The organism is Gordonia sp. McavH-238-E, from assembly GCF_022348225.1.
In the GTDB taxonomy this organism is placed as follows: Bacteria; Actinomycetota; Actinomycetes; order Mycobacteriales; family Mycobacteriaceae; genus Gordonia; species Gordonia terrae.
Genome location: NZ_JAKRFE010000007.1, coordinates 280,768 through 304,119 on the forward strand (window position 1 = coordinate 280,768; position 23,352 = coordinate 304,119).

Below are 23,352 nucleotides of genomic sequence, written 5' to 3' on the forward strand. Positions count from 1 at the left end.
GCAGAGGGGCGGTCAGACTTAAATCGGCTGGTCAGGCGTGGGTGTCAGCGCACGTCACCTGCCCTTCGAGGCTCGTCGCTATCGCTCCTCGCACCTCAGGGAGCAGGGGATACGTCGCGCTCCTCGCACCTGATGGAGCAGGGGGCCTAGTGGCCGGTCAGCTTGTCCTTGACGTCGTCGATCTTGCCCTTGACGGCGTCAGCGGCATCGGTGATCTTCTGCTTGCCCTGGGCCTGCGCCTGGTCACCTTTGCCCTCGTTCTTGAGGTCCTGGTTGTCGGTGAGGCTGCCGGCAGCTTCCTTGCCGCGACCCTTCAGCTCTTCGGCCTTGTTCTGTGCGTCGTCAGTGGTTCCCATGAAGCCTCCTCAATAGGGTTCGGCCCATCGGCCGAGTGGAAGAACTCGACGACGTTCGTCGCGCCACGGCTCGACGCCAACGCCGCCGCTCAGGAGCTGACTCCTGCTTCCACCGTGCCACAGGACCACGATGGTCTGCAGAACCCCAGGTCAGCGGTTGTTGAACTTCTGCGACACCTCGTTGAGCTTGTCCTTGGCGGTGGTGAACGCCTCCTGGACCTTCTCGTTCTCGGCGAGGTCGTTGAGCTTGTCCTTCGCGGTGCCCAGGGCGTCCTGCACCTGCTTGCTCTCGACGAACTCGTCGATCTTGTCGCGGGCGGTACCCAGCGCCTCCTGGACCTTGCCGCTCTCGGCGAGTTCGTTGATCTTCGCCTTCGCGGTGTCGAAGGCCGCGGTCACCTTGTCGGACGGATCGGTCATGACTACTCCTCGCGGGTCGGGGGTACTGCAGTCCAATCTGCCAGGACCGAGCGGCCACGACCACCGGACGGGACCCTGAGATCTCACCGATCTTGATGTCTCGCGACCCCGAGACGCCGCGGTCACGGATGTCGTCGGGTGGCGAAGAAGTCGACCATGAGGGCGCGGCACTCGGGTTCGAGCACGCCACCCTTCACCTGGGGCCGATGCGACAGCCGCGGGTCGCGCACGACGTCCCACAGCGAACCGACCGCGCCCGTCTTGGGCTCCCATGCTCCGAACACGACGGCGTCGACCCGGGACAGCGTGATCGCGCCCGCGCACATGGTGCAGGGTTCGACGGTCACCGCGATCGTGCATCCGGGCAGGCGCCAGCCGTCGCCGAACGCCCGCGCCGCCGCACGCAGTGCGAGCACCTCGGCGTGTGCCGTCGGATCGCCATCGGCCTCGCGGCGGTTGGCGGCGCGAGCCAGTTCGATGCCTTCCGGGTCGAACACGACCGCGCCGATGGGAACGTCGTCGGTCCCCGAGAGTGCTGCCGCGTCGAGCGCCGCACGGACCATGGCCTCCCAGGCGGGCGCACTCATCGCACGAGTTCGCGCCGACTCAGTGGCCGAGGGAGTCGAGGACCTTGCCCAGCTCGTCGGCGAAGCCGAGCCGTGCCGCGATCATGCCGAGCTGTTCGTCGGCGTAGAGATCGGTGTCGCCGACGATGATGCTCATCACCGCGTCGGGCAGTCCCAGATCGGCGAGCAACCCGAGATCCCCTTCCTCCCACGGATCGATCTGGTCGAGCTCGTCCGGATCGATGTCGGGCACCTCGACGTTCAGCGTGTCCAGCGCGTCGACCGCGATGTCATAGTCCACGGAGGCGGTCGCGTCGGAGATCAGCAGACGCGCTCCCGTCGGGGACGGCCGCACGATGATGAAGAACTCGTCGTCGACATCCAGCAGCCCGAACACCGCGCCCGCGGAACGCAGCTCACGCAACTGGGTTTCGGCGTCCTCGAGGTCGGAGAGCGCCGACGGTTTCATCGCGGTGACCTTCCAGCCACTCTCGTCGCGGACGACCGCCACGGCGAAACCGTCGATGTCGTCGTCCACGTCCTGCGCGTTCGACCCCGACTTCCCAAATCCGGCACCGGCCATGCAGCAAACCGTAGCCCCTATCACCGGTACTCCCAAGTCCCGGTTCACCGTGCGTGACCGGTATGGGAACGTGTCAGGGTGACTGCCGCGCCGTCGTCCCCCGCTCCCGTCCTCCCCCGACCGGTGTGCGTGCTCGGTCTCGGGCTGATCGGCGGGTCACTGCTGCGGGCCCTGCACGACGCCGGACACGACGCATTCGGCTACAACCGGTCCACCGCGACGGTCGACGCCGCCACCGGCGACGGCTATGACGCGTCTGCGGATCTCGTTGCGACACTTCAGCGCGCGGCGTCGTCGGACGCGCTGGTCGTGCTGGCGACGCCGGTGACGACCATCGAGCCGCTGGTGACCGCTGTCGCCGAACACGCCCCCGGCGTCCTGGTCACCGACGTCATCAGCGTCAAGCAGGAAGTCGCGCGCGTGCTCGCCCACCTCCACCCCGGTGGCCGGTACGTGGGCGGCCATCCGATGGCGGGGACCAGTTCGTCGAGCTGGGCAGCGACCGACGCCGCCCTCTTCGACGGGGCCATGTGGGCGGTCACCACCACCGACGACACGGCGTCGGACGACTGGCTGACGGTGGCCTCGCTGGCTGTGGCCGTCGGCTCACGTGTGGTGCCGGTGGCTCCGGACGCGCACGACCGGGCGGTCGCCGCGATCTCTCACCTGCCGCATCTGACCGCAGCGGCCACCGCCGCCGTCGGAGCCGGGGAGAGCGATCTCGCCCTGCGGCTGGCGGCGGGCAGCTTCCGCGACGGAACCCGGGTCGCCGGCACGGCACCGACCCTGCAACGCGCGATGATCGAGGCCAACGGCATCGCGGTGCTCAACGTCCTCAGTGAGACCATCGACCGTCTCATCGCAGCGCGCGACGAACTCCGCGACCACGGCACCGTCGAAGTGCTCGTCGACGACGGGCACCGCGCCCGGTCGGCCTACGAGCAGTTGCACTCCGGAACCGCTGAGGTCATCAGCGGGGTGACCGTCGGCGACGACGGCTGGCAGCAAGAACTGCGTCGTCAGGCCCACCAGGGCCGGGTGTGGGTGGGCTGAGGTCGGGACCGACCGCCCTCAGACCCGGCGCGCGAGACCCGGGTAGTCGAGGACGAAACCGTTGTCGTCGACGGTGATCGTGGTCGTCGCGAGCGGCGAGTCCACCTCGAAACCGCCCTGAACCGCGGTGTACGACATCGTCGCCGGCTTCACCTCACCACTCGGCAGGTACATGTAGGCGACGGGGACCTCGGCGGCCTCGGTCGACGAGGCCGACACATCGCCGCGACGGATCGGCAGGGAATTGAACATGGGCGACAGGGCAAGCTCGACGTCCTGCGCGCCGCCGAAGTCCGAGCGGGTGGTCTCGCCGTCGGGGCGACGGATCAGCCACGTGCCCTCGTCGTCGCGGGTGATGCCGAACTGCGTCTCGCCGTCGGCGCGCACCAGGTGCACGGTCAGCCGCTTGACCACACCGGCATCGGTGGTCTGCAGCTCGTACGACGCGGAGAACGCCTCGTGGTCGGCGGTCGCCGCGGCGATGATCCGTCCGTATGCCTTGAGGCGCGTGCCGGACACGACCAGGCGGACCTGTTCGAGTCGATCGGTGTCCTCGCCTCGCCACGTGAGCATCGTCTTGAACTCGTCGGTGGAGGCGGAGGACTGACCGCTGTCAGGGGCTGTCTGCGGAGAACTCACGAGACCACGGTAGCGAGCCACGGCCCCGATCACACATCGGACGAGCAGGTCATCCCACCGACACGCGGTATTCGCGGTGACGGGGACGTGAACACCTAAGCGATGCAGGACGCGGTTCGGCGCGTCGACGACGGCGTCACCGTGTCCTCCACCACCTTCTCGCCGTCGACAGTGATCGAACAGCTCACCGAGCTACCCGTCCCCGCGATCACCAACAGACGCAGCGGGTTGATCCCGCCGGTGAAGCGAACCGTCCACGGATTCGTCGGGGCGAATTCGGAGCGCAGGCCGGCGTCGTCGACGTACAGGATGGTGGCCTGCCCGTCGATGGTCGCCTCGTAGGTCACCGGCTTGTTCTGCGGGTCGATTCGCTCACCGGGCTGGCCCGGAAGCTGTTGTCCCGGTTCGGGCGGGGTGAGGCTGGGCGGTTCGAAAGTGCGCGGGATCGGCATCGTGTCGGTGATGAGCGGCGAGTCCGCGACCGGTTCGTCCGACGACCCGTTGCGCAGACCGAGGAAACCGACGAAGGCCACCACGAGCAGCACCACCACCCCGAGCGTCAGAATCAGTGTCGCGGTGGGCACGTCGAGAATGCGCGAACGGGACTCACCGGCTGAGCTGTCGGCCTCGCGCTCGGCGGTCGCGGTGCGCTCCGCCTCTGCGCGCTCCGCGCGCTCGGCCAGGTTCAGTTCGGTGTTCGTCGGCTGGCCGGGACGGAACATCGGGGTGCCGTCGGAGGCGTACCCGAGCGGGGGATAGAGCTGTGGCGCGCCGGGCCGGCCGTAGAGGTCGCGTGGCGACCCGGCGGGCAGGCCGCCGGCCTCGCCGCGGTGCCGCGGGTCACGGGCGCCGTGGTTCGGCTCCCCGTACGGCTGTCCCATCGTCGGCCTCCGGTCGAGATCCTGCGTCGTCGTCGACGCGTCGAAGCACCCGCTCCGAACCGGCGGACCGGGGCGACGCCGCGTGTCATTCCACCTCCGACCTTACGGCGCGAGGTCTGGTGCTCACGCCGACGATCGGAAAGCCGCAGGTCACGTCGATGCGGTGCAGAGAAGCGAACCAGTCGGTCGAATGAGTCGCGACCCGGGAGACCGGGAAATGAAGGCTGTGGCCGCGCTGCCGCCCCGCCCCCGTGCGCTCGGGGGCGGCAGCCCCCTGACAGGCCCCACCGATAGGAGTTCACCGTAGTGAACTGAAAGTACTTTCACATACACCATCGCGGCCCGCAACAGCTGATGGGTCATCGGATCACATGAAACCGGGGTCCGTTTCACCCGCGCGCCCGACGATCACTCTTCCCCTTTCACCATAAGCCCTGGACAGGGGCTTGCCGCAAGGCCCCCCATGCGGTGCAGAATCGCTGTCTCACCTGCCGAGACCACCCTGCCGCCTGCCGATTCGGAGCCCCTCTCTGTGACCTCAGCCCCCGACGCCCCCTCCGACGCGACTTCGACGACCACCGCGGTGTTCGACCTCCCTCACCGCCTTTCCCCGAAGAACGATCCCGCCCTCATCGCCGACGACGCTCGACACTTCACCTCGATCACCACGAATCTGCGCCGCACGCTGGCCGACGCCGACGAACGCTTGCAGGGACTGCGGCGCGAAGCCGGCGGCAAGGGCCGCCGGGCGGTCGACCGCGACATGGAGATCCACCAGCTCGGAGCGCACATTCGATCTCTGCGCCGATTCGGCCTCGACCTCTGCCTGGGCCGTCTGGTCCGCGACGACGGGGAGATCCTGTACATCGGTCGACTCGGTCTGACCGATCCCACCGGCGACACCCTGCTCGTCGACTGGCGCACGCCGCTGGCCGCGCCGTTCTTCGCCGCCACCCGGCGTGACCCGATGGGGCTGCGGAGCAGACGCCGCTACCGCTGGACACACGGTCGGATCACCGACTACTGGGACGAGGTCTTCGTCGACGACCCGGCGGTGCTCGCCTCACACGCGGCACTCGACGACCAGTCCGCCTTCCTCGCCGACCTCGGTGCCAGTCGTTCTCCGCGCATGCGGGATGTCCTGGGCACCATCGCCACCGATCAGGACGCGATCATCCGCGCCGGATCGCACGGCGCCCTCGTCGTCGACGGCGGGCCCGGGACAGGCAAGACCGTCGTCGCGCTGCATCGTGCCGCCTACCTCGTCTACGCCGATCCGCGCCTCGCCGGCAATCGGGGCGGGCTGCTGGTCGTCGGGCCCCACCGGCCCTACCTCTCGTATGTCGCCGATGTGTTGCCGAGCCTCGGCGAGGAGAGTGTCCAGACATGCACTCTCGCCGATCTGGTTGCCGAAGGCGATTCGGCGACAACCGAAGCCGACGCCGACGTCGCAGGGTTGAAGTCGTCGGCTCGCATGGTCGAGGCCGTCGAACCGGCGGTCCGATTCTACGAACAACCACCCACAGCACCCTTTGTCGTCGAAACGCCCTGGGCGGAGACAACTCTGACCCCGACCGACTGGGCGGAGGCCTTCGACGTTCCGGAACGCGGCACGGCGCACAACGATGCCCGCGACGAGGCCTGGGAGGAGCTGATGTCGATCATCGCGTCGCGACACGACGACGACGTGCCGCACCACGCGCTGCGTCGTGCACTGGCGGCGAACGACGAACTCGTGACGGCCTTCTCGCGAGCGTGGCCGGTGCTCGACGCCACGGAGATCGTCGGTGACCTGTGGTCGGTGCCGGCCTTCCTCCGCATGTGCGCGCCGTGGCTGTCACCCTACGAGGTCCGCGCACTCCAGCGCAGCACCCCGGACGCCTGGACCGAGGCCGACCTGCCGATCCTCGACCGCGCCCACCGCCGGATCGGCGACCCGGCGGCGTCGGCCCGTCGTCGTAGGCAGCGCTCCGACCGGGAGGCGGAGCGCGAGAAGATCGACCAGGTGGTCGACGACCTGATCGCCGCCGAGGTCCACGACGACGGCGAGGGGTTGATGGCGATGCTGCGACACGAGAACCTGCGCCACAACCTCGGGGACGACCTCGACGGTGAGACCACCGGCCTGCTGGCCGGGCCGTTCGCGCACATCGTCGTCGACGAGGCCCAGGAACTGACCGACGCCCAGTGGCAGATGCTGATCGATCGTTGCCCGTCGAAGAGCTTCACCGTCGTCGGCGACCGCGCACAGGCCCGCCGAGGATTCGGCGAGTCCTGGGCCGAGCGACTCGAGCGGGTCGGGTTGAGCGACGTCACAGCGGCGGGACTCACGATCAACTACCGAACCCCCGAGGAGATCATGGACGCGGCTGCACCCGTCATCCGCGCGGTTCTCCCCGACGCGAATGTGCCGACTTCTGTTCGGCGGGCGGACATTCCGGTCACGTACGGCGACCGCGCGGACCTCGACGCCGTGGTCGACGAGTGGACGTCGACGCATCGAGACGGGATCGCCTGCGTGATCGGCGAACCGGGGTTCGCCGGGACCGACCGCGTGCGGTCACTCACCCCGACCCTCGCCAAGGGACTCGAGTTCGATCTCGTCGTGCTCGTCGACCCCGACTCCTTCGGCGCGGGCATCGAGGGTGCGGTCGACCGCTACGTGTCGATGACCCGGGCGACCCAGCAGCTGGTGATCCTGCGCGGGTAGCCACCCCCTCGCCGATTGGGGTAGTGCCGTACTCGTGTCGACGCCGTGATCCCCGGCGAGGATGGATGGCACCACGACGGATCATCCGCGAGCTCATCGGCGGCCTCCCGATAACCGCCGTGCCCCAGAGCGTGTGCCCCGGCACCTCGTCCACCCACCCAGGGTTCCGGCGCACACAGAAGAGGCCCGCCACCGGGATCGGTGACGGGCCTCTGTGGTGCGCCCGTAGGGATTCGAACCCCAAACCTTCTGATCCGTAGTCAGATGCTCTATCCGTTGAGCTACGGGCGCGTGATATTCAGTTGTACAGCTCTTCAGTTGTACCGCCGTCGGCCGACTGCGGTGGCGGAGGCGAGAGGATTTGAACCTCCGGTTCCGTTTTAAGCGGAACAACTCATTAGCAGTGAGTCCCATTCGGCCGCTCTGGCACGCCTCCCTGGCGGAGTCCTTTCGAACTGCCGAGTCGAAAGGTTACACACCCTTCGCGTCCACAAGCAAACCGGTTGGTCAGAGCCGGTTTCTGCGTCTCCGGGGTAGCGGCCTACATTGGTCGGGTGAGCTTGCGAATCCGCCCCGACCTGGACGACCTTCCCGTGTACGTGCCGGGCAAGACGTTTCCGGGAGCGGTGAAACTCGCGAGCAACGAGGTCACCGAAGGTCCGCTGCCGAGCGTCATCGACGCCATCGGCGTTGCGGCCGCAGCCGTGAACCGCTACCCCGACAACGGGATGGTCGAGCTGACCGCGGCGCTGGCCAAGGGTCTCGGTGTCACCGAAGACGAGGTCCAGGTCGGCTGCGGATCGGTCATCCTCTGCCAGAACCTGATCCTCATCACGAGCGGACCGGGCGACGAGGTCGTCTTCGGGTGGCGGTCGTTCGAGACCTATCCCCTCGCGACCCGCGTCGCGGGCGCGACACCGGTGCAGGTCCCGCTCACCGGAGACCTGACGTACGACCTGCGCGCGATGGCCGACGCGGTCACCGACCGCACGCGGCTCATCTTCGTGTGCAACCCGAACAACCCGACCGGCACCGTCGTCGAGGCAGCCGATCTCCGTGAGTTCCTGAACAACGTACCGTCGGACATCGTCGTCGCCCTCGACGAGGCGTACTTCGAGTACCTGCGCCTGCCGTCGAATCAGGCGTACGACGCACTCGAGCTCCGCCGTGAGTTCCCCAACCTGGTGGTGCTGCGGACCTTCTCGAAGGCGTACGGACTGGCCGGGTTGCGGGTCGGGTACGCGATCGGCGACCCGGAGGTCATCACAGCCCTCGGAAAGGTCCACATCCCGTTCTCGGTCAGCAGCGTGGCGCAAGCCGCAGCGCTCGCCAGCCTGGACGCCGGCGAGCAGCTGCTGGCCCGCACCGACGCGGTCGTCGCCGAACGTGCCCGCGTCACCGCTCGACTGCGCGACGCCGGATACCGGGTGCCGGACTCACAGGCCAACTTCGTGTGGCTCGAGCTGGGGGCGGCGTCGATGGAATTCGCGCGCGCCTGCGTCGACGCCGGTGTGGTGGTCCGCCCGTTCGACGGTGACGGCGTCCGCGTGACCGTCACCAACGCCACCGAGGACGACGTGTTCCTACGGTTCGCCGAGAACTGGGAGGGCCCGCGGTCCTGACGATCTGCCGTCGCGATCGCGAGCCCGCGGCCGACTACAGCCCGCGGCCGATCGTCGGCCAGAGGACCTCGAGATCGCGCTCCCAGTACGCCCACGTGTGGGTCCCGATGAGCCGGAACCCGTCCGTGTAGCGCACCCCCGCCGCGCGCAGCGTGATGGCGAATTCCAGCGAGCACCGGTATGCACCCAGTTCGAGCGCCGACGACGACGCGGTCACGACCTCGCGCGGCCCCTCTTCCGGATCGATCTGTCGCTGGAGGTCGAGGGGACCGACGGCACCCGACCCGGCGGAGATGAAGATGTTCTTTCCCCGCAAGCGGTCCAGATGCAGGCTCGGATCGTGCGCGCGCCAGCCCGCGGAACCGAACGGGCCCCACATGTTGGTGGCGTCGCCGCCGTCGCGGCCGACGGTCCCCCGGACATACGCCTCGTTGACCGGACCGGACACCGGCGGACAACCGCTGAGCGAGGCCACCCCGGTGTACATCTCGGGATGACGGATGGCCAGCGAGAATGCGGCCTGTCCGCCCATCGACAGCCCGATGACGGCGTTGCGGCCGTTCCCGTCGAACCGTTCGTCGATCAGCGGGGGCAGCTCCTTGGTCAGGAAGGTCTCCCACATCGGCTTCCCGAGCGCCGCGTCCTTCTTCTGCCAGTCGGTGTAGAAGGTGCCCTTGCCGCCCGTGGGCAGCACGACGTTCACGTTCTTGTCCGCGAAGAAGCGCCCGGCCCGACCCTTGGTGATCCAGTCGCTGACCTCGCCCTCGGCACCCGCGCCGTCGAGCATGTAGACCGTCGAGCGCGGCGCCGAACCGCCGACCGGCGTGAGCACCGAGAGCTTGATCCGCTCGTTCATCGCCGGCGAGAACACCCAGATGTCGGTGCGCAGAGCGCTCAGTTTCTCGGACTTGGCGATCCGCGCCACCTGTTTGGGAGCCGCGTCGGCAATGGCGGGGGTCGACAGAATCCCCACCATCAGGCACACCAGACCTGCGATCAATCGCCTCGACATCCAGCCAACTCCCTCGCCGACAGTCCCCCCGAGCGCACTCGGACCCGTCGTGTCACCACGTACGCGTCCGCGCCGGTCGGATCGGCGCGGCGCGGACATCTAGACTCACAGACTACCCGGCGTCCAGCGGAGTGGAAGGCCGTGACCACGGCGTCTCACGGTCACCGGGACCGCCGAGGAAAGTCGACGATGCCCAGTTCACCTGCTGTTCACCCCCAGCCTCCCCAGCCAGACGACGCACCGTCGACCGAGAGGCTCGGACGACACGACTTCGCGTACGTCGCCGACGTCGGGGTGCGATGGTCGGACATGGACGCGTTCGGTCACATCAACCACGCGCGGATGGTCACGCTCATGGAGGAGGCGCGCATCGCGTGGCTGTTGAGCGCCGGCGAGGACCACGCCCCGCTGATCACCAGCGCGATGATCGTGCACGTCGACATCCGATACCAGGCACAGCTGCGCCACGACGACTCGCCACTGCGAATCGGGATGTGGATCAGGGGCTTTCGTTCAGTGGACTTCACCATCGGCTACGAGATCCGCAGCGCCGGCGCCGAAGCCGACAGTCGTCCGGCATGTGTGGCGAGTACGCAGATGGCAGTCGTCGACATCGAGAAGCACACCCTGCGAAGGCTCACCCCCGCCGAGAAGGACTACCTCAGCGCGTGGTCACGAGGGCTCGTAACGGGCGGGTAGCTCGCGAGGCACCGCCGGCGAGATCCGCGCGATGTTGCCCTGCAACACATCTCGATAGATCCGCAGTTGCTCTTCGCCGCTGCGGACCTGCTCGGTGAGTCGCTTGGCGTTGTCGACGGAGATCTCCCGGTCACCTGATCTCGCGATCAGCGCGTCGATGCGATCATCCAGCGTGGCCGCCTTGTTGTACTCGGCGAGGACCTGTAACTCGACGGCCGCGGACTCGACGACGTGCGCGACCTCGCCGAGCGCCTGGACGCGGTCGATGAGCTCGGTCCACACCGGTCGCAGCGTCGTCTCACGCTGATCGATCTGCGCGGCGAAGGTGCGGTCGAAGCCGCCGTTGCGCTTGGCCCGATCGAGGTCGATGCGGACAGCTCGCAGTGCGATGACGTCGGCGGCGATCTCGGCGACCTCGGCATGCAGGTTCACCTGGGTGCGCTGGACCTCGAAGTGGTCGGAACGCCACGCAGGGTTGCCGAGGATGCGGTCGTAGTAGTGGCCGGTGATGAACAAGAGCGTCTCGTAACCGTCCACGAAGGTCGCGGCGCGAGGCGCACCGGCCTGCGCGGCACCGCCCGGCGCCTCGCGCACGCCGGACAGGAACTGGTCGGCCCACTGCCCCGCCTGCGAGTTGCCCGACTTCGCGGCCACCTGCCCGACCACGCCGGCGATCCGGTCGAACGCCGCGGTTCCGGCGCGACGGACATAGCTCGACGTGTTGACGTTGGGGGTCGGCGTGCACAGCAGGCCGGCGAAGAGCCGGTCCCGTTCCTCGATCTCGAGATAGACGTTCTCGCGCCGCTCCCGCCGTATCGCCCTGGTTCCCGACGCGAACACACCCTTGGCTGCGACGATCTGCTTGCGGGCGTCCTCGCGGCGGCGCTGCAGACCGTTGAGCCGGTTGCGCATCACGGCACCGACCACGCCGGGCACCACCGGACTCGACAACTGGTGTTCGATCTGGACGATCGCGCGCTGCATGCGTCGGAGGTCGCCGAAGCCCGCGGACATCGACGGCATCGGCCGGCCGGTGGAGATCCGGCGCACCACGATCGCCCGCCCACCCGGGGTGAGATATCCGGACGCGATGAGCAGCGCCGCGGTGTCGGACAGTTCGCGCCGCTCGCCCGGCACCGCGGAACGATCGCACCACTCGCGGATCTGTTCGCTCGTGCGCGCGGGCATCAACCGATGTCCGCGGGAACTGCTGTCGACCATGTCGTCGCCGCCTTACCTGGAGATTCGGTGTCCGTTCCCGTCGCAGGCACCGATTTCGATGCTACCCGCGGACGACGACCACCCGGCGTGACCGACGTCGCCACTGCCTGTCGAACCGCCGGAAAACGTCCGACGGTGTCACGATGGCCGCATGACAGTGCCCTCGGATGTGTCGGAACCTCGCGGCGTCGAACGCATCCGCGGTCAGATCTGGCGGAACGGTGACCCGGTGGACGGCTTCGACCTCGGCGAGATCTCCCACTGCCTGGAGGATCCCGAGAAGCTGATCTGGGCGGATCTGGAATGTCCCACCCACGAGACGCTGTCCCGGCTCGCCGACGAACTCGAACTCGACCCGTTCGCGATCGAGGACACCGTCGCGGCGGCCGAGCGGGTCAAGACCGTCACGTACACCGGGCACACCTTCGTGATGGTCTACGCGGTGTCGCTGCACAACGGAGACGCACCGTCCGAGGACCGGGACGATGACGATGACGGCTCCGCGGCGACCGATTTCCGCGCCTCTGCGAACGGACGGGCGCGAATGTTCGACCTGCACCGCATTTCCGTCTTCGTCAAACGCAACGCACTGATCACCGTGCGACCGACCCCGGCGCTCGACATCGACGAGGTCATGCGGCGGTGGTCGGACAGCGGGGCCATGCAATACGGGATCGGCGCGCTCGTGCACGGCTTGCTCGACGTCGTCGTCGACGGACATTTCGACGCCGTGCAGCGCCTCGACGACGAGATCGAAGATCTCGAGGCGTTGCTCTTCGACGAGCGCATCCCGGGGCGCGAGCTGCAACGCAGAACCTACGACCTGCGCAAGGACCTCGTCGTCCTACGGCGGGTGGTCCTGCCGATGCGTGAGGTGATCGCCGGCATCCAGCGACGACGGTTCGACAACCACGCACCGCCCGAACTCGATCCGCATTTCTCCGATCTCTACGACCACGCGCTGCGCGCATCGGAGTGGACGGAGTCGTTGCGCGACATGATCACCACTGTTTTCGAGACCAACCTGACCCTCGCCGACGCGCGCCTCAACACGGTCATGAAGAAGCTGACCGCGTGGGCCGCGATCATCGCCGTGCCGACCGCCATCACCGGCTTCTACGGACAGAATGTGCCGTTCCCCGGTTTCGAGCGACTACTCGGCTTCATCACCAGCACGACGCTCATCGTCGTGGTGGTCGTCGGCCTCTACCTCTCGTTCCGTAAACGCGACTGGCTGTGAGCTGAACTCCGATTGGACTGCGCCGCAACAGTTTGCGCGCCAGCTCCCGGCTCTTTCGGTGAATTCTCGCGAATCCGGTTGATTACGAGCGCGTTTGATAGCGTAAGTGGCCAACCCACCAACGGAAGGCACCGATGGAGTCACCCGCGATCACGATCGACGGTCTCACCAAGCGGTTCGGCAGCCTGACCGCGGTCGACGACCTCTCGTTCACCGTTGCGCCCGGTCGCGTCACCGGGTTTCTCGGACCGAACGGTTCGGGCAAGACCACGACCCTGCGGATGCTCCTGGGCCTGGTCGAACCGACCACCGGCCGGGCGCTGATCGGCGACCGTCCGTTCCGGCAGATCCCGCAACCCGCCCAGCACGTCGGCGCGGCACTGGAGGCGTCGAGCTTCCACCCCGGGCGCACCGGACTCGGGCACCTCAAAGCACTCGCTCCACAGGTCGGCGTCACGACGTCACGATGCCGGGAAGTGCTCGACTTCGTCGGACTCGCCCAGGCCGCGGACCGCCGCGTCGGCGGTTACTCGATGGGCATGCGGCAGCGCCTCGGCCTGGCCACCGCGTTGCTCGGCGACCCGCAGATCATCCTACTCGACGAGCCGGCGAACGGACTCGATCCGCAGGGGATCGTGTGGCTGCGCGGACTGCTACGTTCACTGGCCCACGAGGGACGGACGGTTCTCGTCTCCAGCCACGTGCTCGCCGAGGTGCGGAGCACCGTCGACGACGTCGTGGTGATCGGTAACGGCAAGCTGGTCCGGGCGTCGACGCTCGCCGACTTCGAGGCGCTGGCCGAGCACGCGGTCGTCGTGCGGACCCCGTCGCGGGCGTCGTTCGTCGCGCTCGCGGGTGAGCGCGGCTGGCAGGTCGAGGACACCCACGACGGTTTCCGGATTCCCGGCGTGAGCGCTGCCACGGTCGGTACGGCGGCCTTCGCCGCGGGCATCGAACTCCACCAGCTCGCCGACGTCGGCGCCGACCTCGAGGCGGTCTTCCTGAACCTCACGAGGTCGTCGGACGCACCGACGAGTCATTTCCCGAGCGGTCCACCCGGTCCCCCGGCCGCTGGCCCGACGTCGCCGGAGGCTGTCCGATGAGGGCCGCGCTGATCGCCGAGTACCGCAAGTTCACCTCCACCAGGATGTGGTGGGTACTGCTCGTCGCGATGGTCGTATACCTCGGCTTCATCGGTGCGGCGCTGGCCTTCTCGATGACCACCGAGAATGCGATGCAGCAACCGACGACCCTCGTCGGCGCCGACCTGGCCCGCTCGATCTACGCGCTCACCAGCCCGATCGGCTATGTGTTCGCCCTCGTGATCGGCAGCCTCGCGGTGACCGGAGAATTCCGGCACAAGACCATCACCGCGAGCCTGCTCGTCGAGCCCCGACGCGGAGTCCTGTTGGTGGCGAAGCTGATCGCGGGTATCCCGATGGGCCTGCTCTACGGCGTCCTGGGCACGCTGGCGGTCGTCGCGACGGCAGCACCGATCCTCGCCACGGTCGGGGACGGCGCGTTCCTCGGCGACAGCTCCACCCTCGAGGTGATCGGTCTCTCGATGCTGGTGATGGTGCTGTGGACGGCGATGGGCGTCGCGTTCGGCGCGGTGGTGTCCAACCAGGTCGCCGCGATCGTGATCCTGCTGGCCTTCACCCAGCTCGTCGAACCCATCGCGCGCATCGCACTCGCGACGTTCGACGTCACGTCCTCGGTGTCGAAGTTCCTGCCCGGGTCGGCCGCCGACGCCCTTGTCGGATCGAGTTTCTTCGCGACGATGGGCGGCGGGAGCGACGACCTGCTCCCGCAGTGGGCCGGCGCGCTCGTGATGCTCGCCTACATCGCCGCGTTCGCGGTCATCGGTCGGTACACGACGTTCCGTCGCGACATCGCCTGAACCAGGTCAGCCGTGCTCAGGCCGGTCGCGGAATCGCCGAGGTGAGGCTCTGACCGATCCACGACGGCACGTCCCGAGCCACCTCCGCGGGACCGTGGATCTCGACCCGATCGCTCGTGAGCGCGAGACGCCAGTCGATGTCGCCACGCCAGATCTCGGTGAGGGTACGCAAATCGGTCACCACGGTGGCGTCGAGTTCGTAACCGGGGTCGAAGTCGCACACCTGCGCCTCACCGCCGGCGACGACCAGCCACCAGGCACTCGCCTTGCCGATGACGTCTCGAAAGACGAACTGCACCATGGTGCGTCGGCGCGGCCACCGGTCGATCGGGACGGTGCGGTGCATGTCCCACATGAGCAGATGGGGGTCGAGGTCGGCGTCGCCGAGTTCGCCGATCCAGCGGATACCCCACGCGCTCAACGCCTCCACGACCGTCGTGAGCTCCTCCCCCAGGCCGTCAGCGTGTACACCGAACGTCCGCCGACTGTGCCACCTTTCGGCCCGCTCGCTCCGCTCCCGGCGCCGACCTCCGAGCGGTTGATCACCCCCGCGCGCTCGAGACTTCGCAGCCGTTTGGTGAGCAGCGCCGGCGACATCTTCGGCACGCCGCGTCGTAGCTCGTTGAAATGTCTACTGCCCAGAAGGAGTTCGCGAACGATGAGAATTGTCCACCGCTCGTCGAGCAACTCCATCGCCTTGGCCACCGGACAGAACTGTCCATACGATGTCATCGCAGCCTCCCCGCTGCTGGTTGAGCCGGCCCCGAGCGAAGCGAGGCGCGTCTCATGCTGGTTGAGCCGGCCCCGAGCGAAGCGAGGCGCCGTGTCGAAACCTCCTCGACCCAGTACACACCCGTCGTCGACTGATGACCAGTACAGAAACTGAACTGCCACCGGTACAGATCTTGGTCTAGAGGGCGGGCCGGGCTTCGTCGGATGCTCGTTGTGTCCGGTCACGGACAACAGCCACCCGACGACTCGAGGGACCTTCCATCATGACCACTTCGCAACGCGCCCCGTTCGACGCCGAGATCAAGGCTCGCCATCGCAAGCTCTGGGCCTCCGGCGACTATCCGGCCGTCGCCGACCTCATCGCACCGCTGGGCCGACGCCTCGTCGACGCCCTGCACGTCACCGCTGGGGACAAGGTCCTCGACGTCGCCGCCGGCGCCGGGAATGTGGCCGTACCGGCGGCCGAAGCCGGCGGGCACGTCGTCGCCAGTGACCTCACACCCGAACTCCTGTCCGTGGGCGAAGCCCGGCACCGCGACCTGCCGATCACCTGGCGTACCGCCGACGCCGAGGATCTCCCGTTCGACGACAACGAGTTCGACATCGCGACGTCGTGCGTCGGGGTCATGTTCGCGCCGAACCATCAGAAGTGTTCCGACGAGCTCGTCCGCATCGTACGACCCGGCGGACGGATCGGGCTGATCAACTGGACGCCAACAGGTTTCATCGGCGAACTGTTCGCGGTCATGAAGCCGTACGCCCCGCCACCGCCGCCCGGGGCGCAGCCGGGTCCGCTCTGGGGCGACGCCGACCACGTGCGGTCGCTGTTCGGTTCCGGTGTCACCAACCATGAGTTCGTCACCGAGACCGTGGAGATCAGCGAGTTCGACGACGGCGCGGCGTTCCGCGAGTTCTTCAAGGCCCACTATGGACCGACGATCATGGCGTACCGCAACATCGGCGACGACCCCGCGCGGGTCGCCGAACTCGACGCCGCCATCGCCGCCCACGCCGACCGCTACCTCACCGACGGACGGATGGAGTGGGAGTACCTCCGAGCTGTGCTGACCGTCACCTGACCCGGCGCCCCCGCCACCCCACCACTGGTTGAGCCGGCACCGCACCCACTGCTGGTTGAGCCGGCACCGAGCGCCAGCGAGGCGCCGAGTCGAAGCCACTCGCCGAGCCACCCCACCGCTGGTTGAGCCGGCACCGAGCGCAGCCGCCGGGCCGAGCAAGCGACGAAGGAGCGCGTCGAAGTCGAGGCGCCGAGTCGAAGCCACTGGGCCACAACCGGCTTGCGTGATCCGGATGGCGCCGAGCGCCCGGACTCACAGATCGGCGTACTCGACCACCAGCGGGGCGTGATCGGACAGCCGAGCGTCCGGCGATGCCTCCTTGTCGACCGCCACCGCGCGCGCCCGCCGGGCCAGTGCGGGCGACGCGAGTTGGTGATCGATGCGCCATCCGACGTCTTTGACGAACGACTCGCCCGCCCAGCTCCACCAGGTGAGCGGTCCGGGGCGGTCGCCGTGCATTGCGCGGACGACGTCGACGAGCCGGCGCGGCCCGGTGATCTCGCCGAACCACGCCCGTTCTTCGGGCAGGAAGCCCTCCATCTTGCGGGCCGCGCGCCAGTTGGTGACGTCGTGTTCGAGGTACGCCACGTTGAGGTCACCGAGGAGAAGGAACTCCCGGCCGGCGCGACGTGCGGCGAGCCGGTTGCGCGCCAACTCACGCGTGAACCCGGCCAGGAAGCGTTGCTTGCGCGCGTGTTTGGCGCCACCGTCGAGCGGCTCGCGCGACGAACCGGGACGCTGCAACTCGGCGGGTAGCCCACCCTTGGGCAGGTAGATGTTGGCAACGGTCAGCGGCCGATCGGCGAGGTCGACCTCGATGTAGCGGCCCTCGTGGGCGAAGGCGGGCAGTCCGCGGGCCTTGGGCGGATGGCTCACCCACGTGCGCACCGCGGCCGGTTCGTCTCGGGTGAGCACCGCGACGCCGTTCCGTCCCGCGATGGAGCCGACGTCGATCGCAGCGTGATAACCGTCGAAGTCGCCGACGTCGTCGATGCCGCACCGCAACTCCTGCAGTCCGACCACATCGGGCTGCCGTCCGGCAAGCCAGGCGTCGAAGCCACGACGACGCGCAGCCCGAATCCCGTTGACGTTGAACGATGCAACGGTGAAATCACCGGCGCCCATGTCCCTACCTTCCACGGCTGATCTCGTCCGCGCGGTGTGAGCGTTCGCACGGGGTGCTCTGCGCCGCGGTTCGGCCGTCCGGCGAGCTAGTCCTCACCGGAAGTTGAGCCGTCGTCGAGTGGCCGGACCGCCGCCCCTGCGGCGGCGATCCCATCGTCGGCGCCTGTCGCGAGCGAAGTCTTCGACGCCAACACCCGTCAGCTGAGCGTTCAAGTCCCAACAGTCATCACACAGGAGCTCTTCGTCGGCGAGACGCTCGCCGAGTACTCCGATCATGGTCTCGACGCGGTGGGCCGTCGGATCGTCGACCAACCCCAAGTGACACAGATGGACGAGCGTCACAGCGGTTATCACCGACGCCGACGAGCCATACGGGACTACGACGTCTTCTCGAGCCAACGCGGCGAGTGGTTGCTCTCGGATGCGAATCACGACACAGGCGAGTCGGTCTTGCAAAACGCGATACGCCTTCCGCTGGTCGGCGTCTTCCTTACCCGAGTGCCAGTACGCTCCGTCGTATTCGAACCCGAGCATCCGACCGTCCGGCAAGAGGAAACGCATGTCCAAGTGCATGCGCGCGTCACTCGGCAGGCGAATATCACGCTCGCCGTGACCAAGCACGAATCCCAGGAGCGTGAACACTTCCGATTCCAGTTTGGACGTTCGAGGCTCGTCGCCGAGGCAGTTGGCACACCGGTCACCGCGGATATAGCGACCGCGCGAAGAGGTCATCCGATTTCCGCCCATGCAGGGAACGTATCGGAGGCCGCCGACAGCGCCCCGCACTGTGCACTGGGGTTTAAGGACCCGCAACTAGTTTTGGCCGGGAAACAGCGCGGGCGCGGGTTCCGACACCCAACCGGGCGCCGGAACAACCCTTCTGATCTGGCGGAAGCGGAGGGATTTGAACCCCCGGTGGTTTTACCCACGCTCGCTTTCAAGGCGAGTGCATTCGGCCGCTCTGCCACGCTTCCCTGACGAGCAAGGTTACACAGCGACGCCGGAACGGACCTCGCCTGGCACTCCGGTGCGCTGTGACACCATCGAAGAGGTGAAAGCCATCGTCGTCGAATCCGAGAACCTGTCCCTCTCCGATGTGCCCGACCCGACCCCCGCTGCCGGTGAGGTCGTGATCGACGTGGTCGCGGCCGGCGTGAACCGCGCCGACATCCTGCAGCGTGCGGGCAACTATCCCCCGCCACCCGGTGCGTCGGACACCCTCGGCCTGGAGGTCTCCGGGCGGATATCGGCTCTCGGCGATGGCGTCTCCGGCTGGTCCGAGGGCGACGAGGTGTGCGCACTACTCGCCGGCGGCGGTTATGCCGAGAAGGTCGCCGTGCCGGTCGAGCAGCTGCTCGCGGTACCGAAGGGCGTCGACCTGGTCTCCGCGGCGGCGCTGCCCGAGGTCGCCTGCACGGTGTCGTCGAACATCTTCGACACCGCTCACCTGACCACCGGCGAGCTCCTGCTGGTCCACGGCGGGTCCAGCGGTATCGGCACGCATGCCACCCAGATCGCCCATGCGATGGGCGCGCGGGTCGCGGTGACCGCTCGCACCCCGGACAAGCTCGAACGCTGCCGCGAGTTCGGAGCCGAGATCCTCATCGACTACTCGAGCCAGGACTTCGCCGAGGTCCTCAAGGACGCCGGCGGCGCCGACGTCATCCTCGACATCATCGGCGCGAAATACCTGAAGTCGAACCTGAAGGCGCTACGTACCGACGGGCGCCTCGTCATCATCGGCATGCAGGGCGGCACCACCACCGAGATCAACCTCGGGCATCTGCTGGCGAAGCGTTTGTCCGTGATGGGCACGACGCTGCGCGCCCGGCCCGTGCACGGTCCCGGCGGCAAGGCCGAGGTCGTCGCGTCGACGCTGACCCGCACCTGGCCGCTCATCGAAGCCGGGGAGGTCGTTCCCGTCGTCGACCGCGTGTTCCCGCTCGCCGATGCCGCTGCCGCGCATGATCACCTCAACAGCGGAGACGTCGTCGGAAAGGTGCTGCTGAGCGTCGAGGGGTGATCGAGTGCGGAGGGTGTGGTTTCGACACGGCTCCTCGCTGCGCTCGTCGCCTGCTCAACCAGCAGGGGGGCGGTCCCCTGCGCTCGTCGCCTGCTCAACCGGCAGTAGGAGGTTCCGCGGCGTCGACCGCCGCGCGGATCTTGCGGAACGCGGCACCGAGCGCGGCGAACTCGTCCGGGCTCATCGCGTCGACCACGAACTGCCGGATCACCCGATCGCGGACGTTGACGTGGTCGGCGAGGGTGCGTCGTCCCTGATCGGTGAGTCGCACGAGCCGATGCCGCCCGTCGACCTTGGACTCGAGGCGCTCGATGTCGCCGTCGTTGCTGAGGCGGGCGATCATGCGCGACACCGTGCTGACGCGCATGTGCACCGCATCGGCGACCTCGCTCACGCCCAGCTGCCGGCTGGTGCAGACCGCTTCGAGGATGCGCAGGTCGGATACGGACAGGCTCCGTTTGGTGAACTCGTCGTTGACGCGGGCGAACAGTGCCCAGCCGCCGTCGACCAGGTTCTTCCAACTCTCCGCCTCGGCAGCGGTGAGCGACCGGGGTGGGCCCTTGTCTGGACCATCAATCGTTTTTGCCGACACAGCATGACAACATACATTGTCGTTAACTCAAACAACACCATAGTGAATACCGGCACGTTACCGGCGCGCTGTCAGGCGAGTGAACCGAGTGTGCGCACTAGGTGGTCGACCTCGTATGGCGTCGAATACGGGGCCAGCCCGACCGTCACGGCCCCGCCGAAATCGGGTGCGCCCATGCGCGCGAGCGCGCGATTGGGGAGGTCGGCGAGTGCGCAGACACCGTTGTCGGCCAGGCGTCGGACCACCTTGTCCGCACCCACGGACTCGACGGTGAAACTCGCCAGCGGTATCCGGTTGTCCTCGGTGCCCACGAAGTTCACGTGGTTGAGCTGGGACAGTGTCGTCACCAGGTAGTAGGTGAGGCGCTGGAGATATTCGTAGACACCGTCCATCGAGGTGACGAGGCGGCGCCGCCGCTTGCCGATGCCGGCCTCGTCGAGTCCGGCCAGATGTTCCACCGATGCGACGAGCCCCGCGAGCATCGCGCCCTGGTGCGGTTCGGGTTCCAGCCGGGCGGGCCCGCGCGCGGCCGGATCCATGGCCATCAGCTTCAAGCGGTCTATCAGGTGGGGCTCGCGAAAGGCCATGGCCGCCATCCGCGGACCACCCCAGCGCTCGGCCGACACGACGAGGACGTCGGCACCCAGATCGTGGATGTCCAGGCTGAGGTACGGCGCGGCGTTCGTGGCGTCGACAACAAGCAGTGCACCTGCTTCACGGACCAGGGGCGCGATCTCGCTGATGTCGGTGATCGCCCCAGTCGTCGACGACGCGAGCGTCACCGCGACAACCTCCGTCTCCGGGGTGACGAGGTCGCCGAACTGCCAGGCCGGGAGGCCGCCGGTCTCGACGTCGACTTCGGCCCAGCGGACGCGGCCGCCGTACCGATCGGCGGCACGGAGCCAGGGCACGATGTTCGGTTCGTCGTCCTGGCGCGTGACGACGACATCGCCGCGCAACCACGCGTGCGGCGCGAGCGCATCGGCGAGACCGGACAACAGCGCGTAGCGCGACGGTCCGAGGACCACACCCGCGGCGTCGCCGCCGACGAGATCGGCGATCGCCCGGCGCGCACCGTCGACCACCTCGGCGCTCGCCCGAGCCGATGGATACACCCCGCCCGGGGCGGCGGAGAGCGAGCGGAAACTGGTGGTCACCGCGGTCGCGACCGAATCCGGGATCTGCATCCCGGCCTGCGGGTCGAGATGGATCCAGCCGTCGCCGAGCGATGGAATCAATCCACGCACATAGGCGACGTCGAAAGCCATGGGCACGAGGATAGACGTCGGCGATCTGCCGTTTCGCGGTGTCCGGGCACAATGGAGCCCATGGCTATCGAAGGCACTCCAGGACCCGGCCCGACCCCAGGACCGTTCGGCTCGGCCGGCGACTCCGACAACGTGATCATCGTCGGCGCGGGGACGGACGGGCAGACGGGCGACGAGTCGTCGGAATCGACCAGCGTCGCCGACATGGTCGAGCAGCCCGCCAAGGTCATGCGGATCGGCACGATGATCAAGCAGCTGCTCGAAGAGGTTCGCGCGGCTCCGCTCGACGACGCGTCGCGCAACCGCCTGCGTGAGATCCACCAGTCGTCGGTCCGTGAACTCGAAGAGGGGCTCGCGCCGGAGCTCCGTGAAGAGCTCGAGCGGCTCGCCCTCCCGTTCTCCGACGAGGGCACCCCGTCGGATGCCGAACTGCGTATCGCACAGGCCCAGCTCGTCGGTTGGCTCGAGGGCCTGTTCCACGGCATCCAGACCGCACTGTTCGCCCAGCAGATGGCCGCCCGCGCGCAGCTCGAGCAGATGCGACAGGGCGCGCTCCCGCCCGGGATGCCCGCGCCCGGCGGTCCCGGTCACAGCACCGGGCAGTACCTCTGACAGCTGTGGGTCGGGTCGAGTGGCTTCGACACGGCTCCTCGACCTCGACGCGCTCCTTGGCCGCTTGCTCGCCCCGGCGGCTGCGCTCGTCGCCTGCTCAACCAGCGGGGAGCAGCAAATGGGCCGACGGGTACGCTGACTCCTCGTGTCAGCGGTAGTAGACGACGACGCGATTCCCGCGCGTCCCGAGGGGTCCGATTCGCGCAGCTTCGCGCGCGCGGTCAAGGACCTCGGCGACGGTTTCGCAAGCCGCGAGCTGTGGTTCCATCTCGGTTGGCAGGACATCAAGCAGCGTTACCGCCGTTCGGTGCTGGGACCGCTGTGGATCGTCATCGCAACCGGTGTGACCGCCATCGCGATGGGCCTGCTCTACGGCGAGTTGTTCGGCATGGACATCAAGGTGTTCCTGCCGTACGTCGCACTCGGTTTCATCTTCTGGAACTTCATCTCGAGCTCGATCCTCGAGGGTGCGGAAGTCTTCTCGAAGAACGAGGGCCTGATCAAGCAGCTCCCGGCCCCGGTGAGCGTGCACGTCTACCGGGTCGTGTGGCGAGCGCTGATCATCTTCGCCCACAACGTCGTCATCATCGTCATCCTGTTCCTGATCTTTCCGCCGCCGCTCAATTGGACGGTGACGCTGATCGTCCCCGCGCTGGTGCTCTACGTGCTGAACTCGATCTGGGTGACCATCGTCTTCGGTATCTTGTCGACGCGGTTCCGCGACATCGGCCAACTCCTGACCACCGTGGTGCAGCTGGTGTTCTTCATGACGCCGATCATCTGGACCACCCAGAGCCTGGGCAATTCGACGGGCGAGACGTCGTCGCGGCTGAAGCTCGTCGAGCTGAACCCGATGTTCCATTACCTGGAGATCGCACGTGGGCCGCTGCTGGGTGAGTCGGTGGAGTTCTATCACTGGGCCGTCGTCCTGGGCTGCACCGCCGTCGGCTGGGTGCTGGCGATGCTGGTGATGCGCAACTACCGGGCCCGCGTGGCGTACTGGGTGTAGGGACGGAATC

Annotated in this window: 23 protein-coding genes, 3 tRNA genes and 1 pseudogene; 11 read left to right on the forward strand and 16 right to left on the reverse strand. The window is 67.8% G+C overall.

What is annotated here, in order from left to right; genetic code table 11:
• Positions 1–146 precede the first annotated feature (146 nt).
• From MHN80_RS12890 to MHN80_RS12905, 4 genes are all read right to left on the reverse strand, one after another.
• Positions 147–356: a CsbD family protein gene (locus tag MHN80_RS12890; protein ID WP_004021787.1), complete on the reverse strand. Its 210-nt coding sequence runs from the start codon at positions 354–356 to the stop codon at positions 147–149.
• 150 nt (positions 357–506) lie between these two features.
• Positions 507–776, reverse strand: a complete 270-nt coding sequence (locus MHN80_RS12895; protein ID WP_004021788.1) for a hypothetical protein — start codon at positions 774–776, stop codon at positions 507–509.
• Between the two features lie 122 nt (positions 777–898).
• Positions 899–1,363 carry a nucleoside deaminase gene (locus MHN80_RS12900; RefSeq protein WP_004021789.1) on the reverse strand — a complete coding sequence of 155 codons (465 nt, stop codon included), beginning with the start codon at positions 1,361–1,363 and terminating at the stop codon, positions 899–901.
• A gap of 19 nt (positions 1,364–1,382) precedes the next feature.
• Positions 1,383–1,925, reverse strand: a complete 543-nt coding sequence (locus tag MHN80_RS12905; RefSeq protein WP_239402078.1) for a tRNA adenosine deaminase-associated protein — start codon at positions 1,923–1,925, stop codon at positions 1,383–1,385.
• Between the two features lie 78 nt (positions 1,926–2,003).
• Between MHN80_RS12905 and MHN80_RS12910 the strand changes: the two genes are divergently transcribed.
• Complete coding sequence (locus tag MHN80_RS12910; RefSeq protein WP_239402080.1) at positions 2,004–2,978, forward strand: prephenate dehydrogenase; 975 nt, start codon at positions 2,004–2,006, stop codon at positions 2,976–2,978.
• Between the two features lie 18 nt (positions 2,979–2,996).
• On the opposite strand, the gene MHN80_RS12915 is transcribed toward MHN80_RS12910, so the two are convergent.
• Positions 2,997–3,551, reverse strand: coding sequence for a putative glycolipid-binding domain-containing protein (locus MHN80_RS12915; protein ID WP_239402192.1), 555 nt, complete (start codon positions 3,549–3,551; stop codon positions 2,997–2,999).
• 161 nt (positions 3,552–3,712) lie between these two features.
• Complete coding sequence (locus tag MHN80_RS12920; protein ID WP_239402082.1) at positions 3,713–4,498, reverse strand: hypothetical protein; 786 nt, start codon at positions 4,496–4,498, stop codon at positions 3,713–3,715.
• Positions 4,499–5,030: 532 nt separating this feature from the next.
• On the opposite strand from MHN80_RS12920, the gene helR reads away from it, so the two are divergent.
• On the forward strand, positions 5,031–7,208 hold the full coding sequence (gene helR, locus MHN80_RS12925; RefSeq protein ID WP_239402084.1) for an RNA polymerase recycling motor ATPase HelR: 2,178 nt from the start codon (positions 5,031–5,033) through the stop codon (positions 7,206–7,208).
• 215 nt (positions 7,209–7,423) lie between these two features.
• Here helR and MHN80_RS12930 read toward each other — a convergent pair.
• Together MHN80_RS12930 and MHN80_RS12935 are read right to left on the reverse strand one after the other, a co-directional pair.
• A tRNA-Arg gene (locus MHN80_RS12930) sits at positions 7,424–7,499 on the reverse strand.
• A gap of 52 nt (positions 7,500–7,551) precedes the next feature.
• Positions 7,552–7,644: transfer RNA gene (locus MHN80_RS12935), tRNA-Ser, on the reverse strand.
• Positions 7,645–7,762: 118 nt separating this feature from the next.
• Between MHN80_RS12935 and hisC the strand changes: the two genes are divergently transcribed.
• Positions 7,763–8,830, forward strand: a complete 1,068-nt coding sequence (hisC, locus tag MHN80_RS12940; RefSeq protein WP_239402086.1) for a histidinol-phosphate transaminase — start codon at positions 7,763–7,765, stop codon at positions 8,828–8,830.
• A gap of 34 nt (positions 8,831–8,864) precedes the next feature.
• On the opposite strand, the gene MHN80_RS12945 is transcribed toward hisC, so the two are convergent.
• Positions 8,865–9,842 carry an alpha/beta hydrolase family protein gene (locus MHN80_RS12945; RefSeq protein ID WP_101820662.1) on the reverse strand — a complete coding sequence of 326 codons (978 nt, stop codon included), beginning with the start codon at positions 9,840–9,842 and terminating at the stop codon, positions 8,865–8,867.
• A gap of 189 nt (positions 9,843–10,031) precedes the next feature.
• On the opposite strand from MHN80_RS12945, the gene MHN80_RS12950 reads away from it, so the two are divergent.
• On the forward strand, positions 10,032–10,541 hold the full coding sequence (locus MHN80_RS12950; RefSeq protein WP_239402088.1) for a thioesterase family protein: 510 nt from the start codon (positions 10,032–10,034) through the stop codon (positions 10,539–10,541).
• Here MHN80_RS12950 and MHN80_RS12955 read toward each other — a convergent pair.
• The gene (locus tag MHN80_RS12955) at positions 10,515–11,762 is read right to left on the reverse strand and encodes a hypothetical protein (RefSeq protein WP_004021799.1); all 1,248 of its coding nucleotides are present in this window, start codon (positions 11,760–11,762) and stop codon (positions 10,515–10,517) included. The genes MHN80_RS12950 and MHN80_RS12955 overlap by 27 nt on opposite strands.
• Before the next feature lie 151 nt (positions 11,763–11,913).
• Between MHN80_RS12955 and MHN80_RS12960 the strand changes: the two genes are divergently transcribed.
• The 3 genes from MHN80_RS12960 to MHN80_RS12970 all read left to right on the forward strand — a co-directional run bounded on the left by MHN80_RS12960 (position 11,914) and on the right by MHN80_RS12970 (position 14,902).
• Positions 11,914–13,002, forward strand: a complete 1,089-nt coding sequence (locus MHN80_RS12960; protein ID WP_239402090.1) for a magnesium transporter CorA family protein — start codon at positions 11,914–11,916, stop codon at positions 13,000–13,002.
• A gap of 134 nt (positions 13,003–13,136) precedes the next feature.
• Positions 13,137–14,105, forward strand: a complete 969-nt coding sequence (locus MHN80_RS12965; protein WP_239402092.1) for an ABC transporter ATP-binding protein — start codon at positions 13,137–13,139, stop codon at positions 14,103–14,105.
• Positions 14,102–14,902 carry an ABC transporter permease subunit gene (locus MHN80_RS12970; RefSeq protein ID WP_004021802.1) on the forward strand — a complete coding sequence of 267 codons (801 nt, stop codon included), beginning with the start codon at positions 14,102–14,104 and terminating at the stop codon, positions 14,900–14,902. Before MHN80_RS12965 ends, MHN80_RS12970 begins: the two co-directional genes overlap by 4 nt.
• A gap of 16 nt (positions 14,903–14,918) precedes the next feature.
• Here MHN80_RS12970 and MHN80_RS12975 read toward each other — a convergent pair.
• Positions 14,919–15,634, reverse strand: a pseudogene (locus MHN80_RS12975) (winged helix-turn-helix transcriptional regulator).
• A gap of 263 nt (positions 15,635–15,897) precedes the next feature.
• Between MHN80_RS12975 and MHN80_RS12980 the strand changes: the two are divergent.
• Entirely contained in the window at positions 15,898–16,713 is an 816-nt protein-coding gene (locus MHN80_RS12980) for a class I SAM-dependent methyltransferase (RefSeq protein WP_239402094.1), read from the forward strand.
• Positions 16,714–16,965: 252 nt separating this feature from the next.
• On the opposite strand, the gene MHN80_RS12985 is transcribed toward MHN80_RS12980, so the two are convergent.
• From MHN80_RS12985 to MHN80_RS12995, 3 genes are all read right to left on the reverse strand, one after another.
• Positions 16,966–17,838, reverse strand: coding sequence for an exodeoxyribonuclease III (locus MHN80_RS12985; protein ID WP_239402096.1), 873 nt, complete (start codon positions 17,836–17,838; stop codon positions 16,966–16,968).
• Positions 17,839–17,931: 93 nt separating this feature from the next.
• Positions 17,932–18,570: a hypothetical protein gene (locus tag MHN80_RS12990; protein WP_239402097.1), complete on the reverse strand. Its 639-nt coding sequence runs from the start codon at positions 18,568–18,570 to the stop codon at positions 17,932–17,934.
• A 154-nt stretch (positions 18,571–18,724) separates the two neighbouring features.
• Positions 18,725–18,812 (reverse strand) — tRNA-Ser (locus MHN80_RS12995).
• A gap of 77 nt (positions 18,813–18,889) precedes the next feature.
• On the opposite strand from MHN80_RS12995, the gene MHN80_RS13000 reads away from it, so the two are divergent.
• Positions 18,890–19,861, forward strand: coding sequence for an NAD(P)H-quinone oxidoreductase (locus MHN80_RS13000; RefSeq protein WP_239402099.1), 972 nt, complete (start codon positions 18,890–18,892; stop codon positions 19,859–19,861).
• Between the two features lie 94 nt (positions 19,862–19,955).
• On the opposite strand, the gene MHN80_RS13005 is transcribed toward MHN80_RS13000, so the two are convergent.
• Both MHN80_RS13005 and MHN80_RS13010 read right to left on the reverse strand, forming a co-directional pair.
• Positions 19,956–20,453 carry a MarR family winged helix-turn-helix transcriptional regulator gene (locus MHN80_RS13005; RefSeq protein ID WP_004021809.1) on the reverse strand — a complete coding sequence of 166 codons (498 nt, stop codon included), beginning with the start codon at positions 20,451–20,453 and terminating at the stop codon, positions 19,956–19,958.
• A 71-nt stretch (positions 20,454–20,524) separates the two neighbouring features.
• Positions 20,525–21,721, reverse strand: a complete 1,197-nt coding sequence (locus tag MHN80_RS13010; protein WP_239402101.1) for a cysteine desulfurase-like protein — start codon at positions 21,719–21,721, stop codon at positions 20,525–20,527.
• Positions 21,722–21,781: 60 nt separating this feature from the next.
• Here MHN80_RS13010 and MHN80_RS13015 point away from each other — a divergent pair, with 60 nt between their 5' ends.
• The gene (locus MHN80_RS13015; RefSeq protein WP_101820726.1) at positions 21,782–22,333 is read left to right on the forward strand and encodes a bacterial proteasome activator family protein; all 552 of its coding nucleotides are present in this window, start codon (positions 21,782–21,784) and stop codon (positions 22,331–22,333) included.
• Positions 22,334–22,478: 145 nt separating this feature from the next.
• Positions 22,479–23,342 (forward strand): ABC transporter permease, encoded by an 864-nt coding sequence (locus MHN80_RS13020; protein ID WP_239402102.1) that lies wholly within the window; start codon positions 22,479–22,481, stop codon positions 23,340–23,342.
• Positions 23,343–23,352: the final 10 nt, after the last annotated feature.